Source organism: Geodermatophilus sp. SYSU D00710 (assembly GCF_054050195.1).
The window spans coordinates 58845-66496 of record NZ_JBJGYX010000025.1 but is presented as its reverse complement, the minus strand read 5'-3'; the positions used below and the strand labels follow the sequence as shown (position 1 = coordinate 66496).

The 7652-nt window shown below is 77.3% G+C and carries 9 protein-coding genes; 2 read left to right on the top strand and 7 right to left on the bottom strand.

Features of this window, described 5'->3' with window-relative positions; translation table 11 throughout:
• Window positions 1-127 precede the first annotated feature (127 nt).
• A complete protein-coding gene (locus tag ACI78U_RS13435; RefSeq protein ID WP_456875820.1) occupies window positions 128-364 on the bottom strand; it encodes a hypothetical protein in 237 nt (78 codons plus the stop codon).
• A gap of 105 nt (window positions 365-469) precedes the next feature.
• On the opposite strand from ACI78U_RS13435, the gene ACI78U_RS13430 reads away from it, so the two are divergent.
• A complete protein-coding gene (locus tag ACI78U_RS13430; protein WP_456875819.1) occupies window positions 470-1099 on the top strand; it encodes an MBL fold metallo-hydrolase in 630 nt (209 codons plus the stop codon).
• Window positions 1100-1124: 25 nt separating this feature from the next.
• Here ACI78U_RS13430 and ACI78U_RS13425 read toward each other — a convergent pair whose 3' ends face one another.
• From ACI78U_RS13425 to ACI78U_RS13415, 3 genes are all read right to left on the bottom strand, one after another.
• Complete coding sequence (locus ACI78U_RS13425) at window positions 1125-1388, bottom strand: GlsB/YeaQ/YmgE family stress response membrane protein (RefSeq protein WP_456875818.1); 264 nt, start codon at window positions 1386-1388, stop codon at window positions 1125-1127.
• 109 nt (window positions 1389-1497) lie between these two features.
• The gene (locus ACI78U_RS13420; protein WP_456875817.1) at window positions 1498-1959 is read right to left on the bottom strand and encodes an SRPBCC family protein; all 462 of its coding nucleotides are present in this window, start codon (window positions 1957-1959) and stop codon (window positions 1498-1500) included.
• The gene (locus ACI78U_RS13415; RefSeq protein WP_456875816.1) at window positions 1956-2432 is read right to left on the bottom strand and encodes a MarR family winged helix-turn-helix transcriptional regulator; all 477 of its coding nucleotides are present in this window, start codon (window positions 2430-2432) and stop codon (window positions 1956-1958) included. Before ACI78U_RS13415 ends, ACI78U_RS13420 begins: the two co-directional genes overlap by 4 nt.
• A gap of 154 nt (window positions 2433-2586) precedes the next feature.
• On the opposite strand from ACI78U_RS13415, the gene ACI78U_RS13410 reads away from it, so the two are divergent.
• Window positions 2587-3747 carry a phosphotransferase gene (locus ACI78U_RS13410; protein ID WP_456875815.1) on the top strand — a complete coding sequence of 387 codons (1161 nt, stop codon included), beginning with the start codon at window positions 2587-2589 and terminating at the stop codon, window positions 3745-3747.
• Here the strand turns inward: ACI78U_RS13410 and ACI78U_RS13405 are convergent.
• From ACI78U_RS13405 to ACI78U_RS13395, 3 genes are all read right to left on the bottom strand, one after another.
• The gene (locus tag ACI78U_RS13405) at window positions 3734-4474 is read right to left on the bottom strand and encodes a GntR family transcriptional regulator (protein ID WP_456875814.1); all 741 of its coding nucleotides are present in this window, start codon (window positions 4472-4474) and stop codon (window positions 3734-3736) included. The genes ACI78U_RS13410 and ACI78U_RS13405 overlap by 14 nt on opposite strands.
• A gap of 80 nt (window positions 4475-4554) precedes the next feature.
• Window positions 4555-5811, bottom strand: a complete 1257-nt coding sequence (locus tag ACI78U_RS13400; RefSeq protein WP_456875821.1) for a metallophosphoesterase — start codon at window positions 5809-5811, stop codon at window positions 4555-4557.
• A 145-nt stretch (window positions 5812-5956) separates the two neighbouring features.
• The gene (locus ACI78U_RS13395; RefSeq protein ID WP_456875813.1) at window positions 5957-7579 is read right to left on the bottom strand and encodes a CYTH and CHAD domain-containing protein; all 1623 of its coding nucleotides are present in this window, start codon (window positions 7577-7579) and stop codon (window positions 5957-5959) included.
• Window positions 7580-7652: the final 73 nt, after the last annotated feature.

Below are 7652 nucleotides of genomic sequence, written 5' to 3'. Positions count from 1 at the left end.
GCTGGACGCGGTGACGGCGGACCTGGGCGCCCCCCCCCCCCCCCCCCCCCGCGCACCCCCCCCCCCCCCCCCCCCCCCCCCCCCCCCGCCCCCCCCCCCCCCCGGGACCCTGCACAGGGGCCGGGACCTAGCGGTCCGCGCCGGCGAGGGTGGCGCAGGAGCCGCAGACGTCACGCGACGACGACGGCCACGGCTCGTCGACGGCGACCCGCGCGAGCGTGCCGCACAGCGTGAGCTCGCAGGCGCCGTCGACCTCGGACGCCGGCCGGTGCAGCTCGACGGCGTGCCACAGGGCGCACGTGGGGCCGTGCGCCCGGCTGCGGGCGGCGGCGTAGGCGGTGGCGGCGAAGGCGGTGGGGGCCATGCCGGTGAGGTCGGCAGGCCCGCGCCGGCGCGCCAGCCGGGGTGGCCCGGTCTCCCCCTCCGGGGTGAGGCGGCACGACCGCCGGGCCGGCGGCAGGATGCCCCCATGGAGCTCACGAAGCACGGGCACGCCTGCGTGGTCGTCAGTGACGGCGACCGGCGGCTGGTGATCGACCCCGGCGTGTTCACCGACCCCGCGGTGCTGGAGGGGGCGACGGCGGTGCTGGTGACCCACGAGCACCCCGACCACCTCGCCGCCGACCGGCTGCGCGCGGCGCTGGACGCCGACCCGGCGCTGGAGGTGTGGACGAACCCGTCCGTCGCCGGGCAGCTCGGCGGCCGGGTGCACGCGGTCGGCGACGGCGACGCGCTGACGGTGGCGGGCTTCGACGTCACGGTGCACGGCGAGTGGCACGCGGTGGTCCACCCGGAACTGCCGCGGGTGCGCAACGTCGGCTTCCTCGTGGGTGGGCAGGTCTTCCACCCCGGCGACGCGCTGACCGTGCCGGGGACGCCGGTGCCGATCCTGCTGCTGCCGCTGCACGCGCCCTGGTCGAAGGCCGCCGAGGTCATCGACTACGTGCGCGCGGTGGGCGCCGACCAGGCCTACGCCGTGCACGACGGCCTGCTCAACGACGCCGGGCTGGGCCTGGTGGGCAGCCTGCTCGGCGAGCGCGGTCCCGGCACCCCCACGCCCTACGCCCGGCTGGCACCGGGGGAGTCGGTCGAGCTCTGAGCCCGCCCGCTCCCCCGGCGCCGGGTCAGCGGACGGCGCGGCGGTTGCGCCCCGTGAGGCTCTCGGCGACCCCGATGAGCAGCACGGCGGCGATCACGGCGCACACGAAGCCCAGGACGTTGAGCTCCCAGATCGTGCCGGTGTGGAAGAACTGGGCGATCAGGCCGCCGATCAGCGAGCCGACCACCCCCAGTGCGAGGGTGGCGAGGATCCCGAGGCGCTGGCGGCCCGGGACGATGAGGCGGGCCAGGGCGCCGATGACGAGCCCGGCGACGAGGAAGCCGATCATGGTGTCTCCTCCGGTGGGGTGCGGCGCCCGGCCGGTCGCCGGGCGCGTCTGCCGCTGCCCTACCCGGATCCGCACCGCCGACCCGTGTGCGCACCCTCACGGGGGACGTTCAGCCGGCGGCGACCTGCTCGACGTGGGCCGGCAGCTTGTCCAGCTCGCCGTCCACGGTCTGCTGCACCATGCGCTGCAGCGCCGAGCGGGTGAACCGGTCGGCCAGCCGCGGGCGCCGCGGCTCGTGGCTGAGCGTGATGGTGACCGCGGTGGCGCCGTCGCCGGCGTCGGCGAGCTCGATGCGCGTCGTCCAGGTCTCGGGCGTGAGCTCCAGCCGGGTGGTGACCGCCCGCTCGGGCTCCCACTCGACGATCTCCCCGCGGGGTGCGCCCGAGCGGGGGGTCTCGCCCTCGGCCAGCCGGCCCGGGACGCAGACGAACCGGGTCCCGGGGCCGGGGTCCTGCGCGTCGACGACGTAGGAGACGTCGCACACGGCGCAGTAGGGCTCGAGCACGGCCAGCGCCCGCCACACCCGGCTGCGCGGGGCGGCCACCTCCCGACTGCCGCTGGCCGTGGTCACCCCTCGACGGTAACCGGGTCACCGGCCTGCTCCGGCCGGCCGGGCCGGGGCACGAGGTCGGCGAGCACGTCGCGCGCGACGGCGTAGCGCTCCTCCCCCACCCGCTGCGCCCAGTCCTGCTCGAGCGCGTCGAGCCGGCGGCGGACGGCGGCGTTCACCGCGCGGCCGCGGTCGGTCAGCCGCACCAGCCGGGCCCGGCGGTCACCGGGGTCGGGCACCACCTCGACGTACCCGCCGGCCTCGAGCGGCGCGAGCGCCTGGGCCAGCGCCTGCTTGGTCAGCCCGCTGTCGAGCGTCATCCGGCTCAGCCGCTCCCCCTCGGGCGGGACGAACGACAGCAGCCGGTAGTGCCGCATCCGCAGCCCCGGGAAGTGCGTGTCGCTGAGCGTGTAGAGGTCGTCGCGGATCCGGATCATCGCCGTCTCGAGGAGGGCGGTGATCAGCGGCGGTACCCCGTTGACGGCATCGGACAAGGTGCTTCACCATCATCTCGTCAGACAAGCGGCTTGACGATTCTCCCACGGAGTCCGCGATGACGACCTCCCCCTGGCTGGCGTTCTGCCGACCGGTCCACCCCCGCCGCCCGCGTCTCGCCGCCCTCCGTCTCCCCGGCCTCCGGCGTCCGAGGTGACCGCGCTGCCCGGCGGGGCGACCGTCGACGAGCTGCTGCCCGACCTGCGCCGCTGGACCGCCGAGCCCGGGTTCGCGGTGGACGGCGTCACCTGCCGCCCGCTGCCGCACGACATCAGCGCGCCGACGACCCGCGGCCTCACCCGCGTGCGCGTCGAGGGCCACGTCGAGGGCCACGTCGAGGGCCCCGGCGGGTCGGGTGCGCCGGTGGTGCTGGACCTGGTCGCCAAGGAGCTCCAGGCGGCGCGGTACGGCCTGCCGCCCGAGATCCCCGACGCCGAACGGGCGCGCCTGGACACCGTCATCCCGTGGCGGCTGGAGGCCGACGTCCTCGCCGCCGGCGTCGCCGACTGCGCGCCGCCGGGCCTGCGCCCGCCCGACGTGGTGGCGGTGCGCGAGCAGCCCGGCGACCGGCTGACCCTGTGGCTCGAGGACGCCGGGCCCGTGGACGCGCCCTGGACCGCGGCGGACACGGTGCGCGCCGCCGAGTCCCTGGGCCGGCTGGCCGCCCGCCGCCGGGGACGGCCGTGGCCGGCGATGCCGGGCGGGGACTTCCTCTCCGTCTACCGGGACGAGCAGCTGGGCACGTGGGCGGTCCCCTGGCTGCTCGACGAGGGCACCTGGGCCGCGCCGGTCATGCAGGTGCCCGAGGTCGTGGCCCTGCGGGACGAGGTCTGCGCGCTGGCCGCGCGCGTGACCTGCCTGCACGCCCGCCTGGCGCCGCTGCCCGTGCTCCCGAGCCACGGGGACGCGACCCCGATGAACCTGCTGCGCCCCGCGGCGGCACCGGACACCTTCGTGCTGGTCGACTGGGCGATGGCCGGACCGGCGCCCGCCGGGTACGACCTCGTGCCGCTGCTGTTCGGCCGGGCGGAGTGCGGGGCCGGACCGGCCGGCGAGGTGCCCGGCCTGCTCGGGCCGGCCGTCGCCGCCTACGTGCGGGGGCTGGCCGCCGAGGGGGTGCACGTGTCCGCCGAGGAGCTGGAGACGGCGGTGCTGCTGGCCGCGCTGCTGCGCTACCCGTGCACCGGCATGCCGCTGCACGTGCTGTTCGAGCCGGTCACCGACGAGCTGCTCGGCTACGCCGCACGGCGCGCCGGCTTCGTGCGGATGGTGCTCGACCTCGAGCCCCGCCTGGCCGCGCTCAGCGGCCGGTGACCGAGACCTCGAACTCGACCTGGCTCACGTCGGGGCGCAGCCGGGAGAAGCTGTGAACCAGGGGGTGGCCCTCGCCGTCGTGCACGGTGGTGCGGACGACGAGCAGCGGCGAGCCCGCGGCGATCTGCAGCAGCTCGGCCTCGTCGGGGGCCGCGGTGCCGACGTCGACGACGATCCGCGCGCGGGCGAGGTCGGCGCCGTACTCGCGGCGGAGGAACTCGTAGAGCGACCCCTCGCTGAAGTCCTCGACGGCGGCCTTGGGGTAGCGGTCGGCGGGCAGGAAGCTGTGCGCCACGTGGTTGGGCGCCCCGTCGACGCTGCGCAGCCGTTCGAGCTCGACGACGTCCTGGGCGACGTCGAGGGCGAGCTCGGCGGCGACCGGCGCCGGCGCGGGGACCACCCGCTGCTGGAGCACGGTGGTGCCCACCTGCGCGCCCTGCTCGGCCATCACCGAGCTCCACCCGGCGATCCGGTGCACGAAGCTCTCGCGGTACTCGTGCCGGATGGCCGGCCGGGTGACGTAGGTGCCGCGGCCCTGCTCGCGGACCAGGTGCCCGTCGGCGACCAGGCCGTCGACGGCGCGGCGCAGGGTGATCCGGCTGACCCCGTACTCCGCGCACAGCACCGGCTCCGGGGGCAGGAGCGCCCCCTCCGGCATCGCCGCGACCCGGCGCCGGAGGTGCTCCCGGACCGAGAGGTACTTCGGTCCCCCCGCTGCTGCCGTCACGCCCGCCAGCGTAGGCGCGGAAGACGTCTGCGGACGTCATGTCGTATGAGACGTCTCCCGACCGGGTGACCCCGGGCCGGTCAGCCCCGCGGTGCCCGCAGCTCGATCACGGTCACCTCGGGCCGGGCGCCGACCCGCATCTGGGGTCCCCAGTTGCCCGCGCCGGCGGTGACGTAGAGCTGGGTGTCGCCGTGGCGGGACAGTCCCTCGACGGCGGGCTGGTCGAGCCGGATGGCGTAGTCGAAGGGCCACAGCTGCCCGCCGTGCGTGTGTCCGGACAGCTGCAGGTCCACCCCGGCGGCCCGCGCCTGCTCCACCTGGACCGGCTGGTGGGCGAGCAGCACCACGGGCGTGGCGTCGTCCCGGCCGTCGAGCGCGGCCTCGAGGTCGGCGCCGTGCCCGGGGACGCCCGAGGACGCGGCCGTGCGGTCGTCGATGCCGGCCAGGTCGAAGGAGGCCCCGCCGCGGGTGATCGGCACCCGCTCGTTGCGGAGCACCTCGACGCCGAGGGTCGGCAGGTGCCGCAGCCAGGCGCCGGTGTCGACGAAGTACTCGTGGTTGCCGGTGACGAAGAAGACGCCCTGCTCGCTCACCAGGTCGGCCAGCGGCGCCGCCTCCCCGCGCAGCTCGTCGACCTCGCCGTCGACCAGGTCCCCGACGATGGCGACCACGTCGGGCCGCTGGGCGTTGACGGTCTCCACCACCCGCTCGAAGCGCCGGCCGCCGTAGGTGGCCGACAGGTGACCGTCGGAGAAGGTGACGATGCGCAGCCCGTCCAGCGCCGGGTCCAGCCGGGGCAGGGTGACCGGCACCCGGCGCACGACGGGCGCGAAGTTGGCCAGGTACGCGCCGGTGCCGGCCGTGCCCAGCGCGACCGCGCCGGCCGTGACCGCGAGGCCGCGGGCGAGGAACAGCCGCCGGGAGGGGTCCGCGGGCCGCTCGGAGGCCGGGGCCGGGGCCGGGGGCACGGCGGGAGGCGGGTCCGCGGCCGGCCCGCCGGCGGGGACGGGCTCCGGGACCGCGGCGGGGACGGGCTCCGGGACCGCGGCGGGGACGGGCGCGGGGGCGCGCCGGCGCTCGCGCAGCCGCAGCAGCAGGCGGACCGGCTCCAGGGCCAGCAGCGCGAGGAAGAGGTAGAAGGCGATGCCCAGCCAGCTGTAGCCGACCCACGCCAGGGGTGCCTCCGCCGCGAACGGCAGCGCGCGCCGCAGCAGCACGGCCGCGGCGGGCAGCAGCGCCAGGACGACGGTGAGCAGCGTGAGCCGCCGGCGCAGCCGGCCGGGCCGGGTGGTGCTGCGGACCAGCCGCCACCACAGGTAGGCGTGCAGGAGGAGCATCGCCACGAGGACGACCGTGCCGAAGCCGAGCAGGGCGATCAGGGACAGCGGGGACCTCGCTTCGGACGGGCGGCGGGCAGGCGGTCGGCACGTACCCGGCAGGGAGACGTGCGGGCGCGCCCCTCCGTTCCCGGACGGCGGGCGCTCAGCCCTTCGCGGCCGCCTTCACCGCCGCGCGCAGCGTCGGCTCCAGCGCCCAGAAGGCGAGGTCGGCGTGCTCGGCGCGGGCCTCCTCGAGGGCGTGCAGCCGGCCGTAGGTGAAGGTGTCCTCCCCCGCGCCGGAGGCCGCGGTGGCCAGCCGGGTGCACCACAGGCGGGTGACCACCGTGTCCTGTGCCTCGCCGAGCACGTCCTGCACCTGCTTCATGCAGGCGACCAGCGCCTCGGCGGGGGCGCCGAGCACGGGGGCCGCCACCTCGGCGGTGTAGCGCACCCGCTTGGCCGCCTTGCGGACCTCGTGGAGGGCGTGCTCGGTCTCCTCCTCGTGGGCGCCGGGGTCGGTCTGCTCCCGCTCGCGGGCCTCCTCGATGCGCGCCCGCATCCGCTTGCCGGTCCGCCTGACCGCATCGGTGAGCACCGCCCGCGCGGGCTCGCCGGCGGCCTCGGCCAGCGGCGGGTCGGCCAGCAGCGCGTGCAGCGAGTCCAGCAGCGCCCGGTGCCGCCTGTCCGACAGCGCGCGGACGGCGGCCTTGCGGCCCCGTTCGACGTCGGCCACCTCGGTGGAGCGCAGCCGCGCGGACACCGGCCCGCGGACCAGCTCGACCGGCTGGGCGTCGACGACCGCGCGCAGGTGCTCGAGGGCCACCTCGCCGTCGCGGGCGCCGGAGAGCGCGGCGCCGATCCACTGCAGCTCGTCGCGGACGGGGTCGGTGGCGGTGCGGTCGAGGACGGGCCGGAAGGCCGCGAGGATGCTGCGCATCCGGCGGCAGGCCACGCGCAGGTCGTGGACGCCCTCGGGGTCGCCGGTGCGGACGCCGATGTCGGCGACCTGCAGCGCCTCGACCTGCGCGGCCAGGGCGCCCAGGACGACGTCGGCCGCCGTCTGCCCGCCGTCGCCGGCCCGCGCCTTGCGGCCCTTCTTCCCCTTCCTGCCGGAGGGCTCCGGCTCGGCCGACGCGGCGGGGCGCGGCACGGCCGGACCGAGCGCGGCGAGCCGGTCGCCGAGCACCCGGGAGAGCTTGGACGGCGAGTCCGAGGGCCGGATGCCGGCGGCGACGAGGGCCTCGGTGACGGCGTCGAGCAGTTCCCGGTCGCCGTCGACGAGCTCCACCTCGAGCTCGCGCCAGGTGGTGACCTCGGCCGGGGACCCGGGGTCGGGCGCGAGCGCGGTGCCGGTGACGGTGTCGGCGGCGACCTGGGCCAGCACCCGGCCCTCGCCGTCGAGCAGGTCGGTCACCTGCCGCGTCGTCTGCAGGGTCGCGACCGGTTCGGGCCGGACCCCGCGCAGGACGGCGGTGACCGGCTCGGTCACCGCCCGGGGCACGACCGTGCGGCGCACGCCGATCGGGGCGTGCACCTCCCGCCGGGAGCCCGCGACGGCGGTGGGCAGCTTGAGGTGCCAGCCGGCGTCGGTGCCGCCGGTGCGCCGGCGCAGCGTGATCCGCGCGCGGGCCAGGCGCAGGTCCGGGGTGTCGTAGTAGGTGGCGTCCAGGTCGTACGTCTGCGGATCGCCGACCGAGGCGACGCCGCCGACCCCGGTCAGGTCGGGCAGGTCGACGTCCGGCCCGGTCTCGAACTTGCGCTCGACCTCGAGTTGCACGCTGCCCACGTCGTCCTCCTCAGCCGGGTCTGCTCCCGCGTCGACCGTAGGCGTCACCGGGGTGTCGTGGCACGCCGGACCG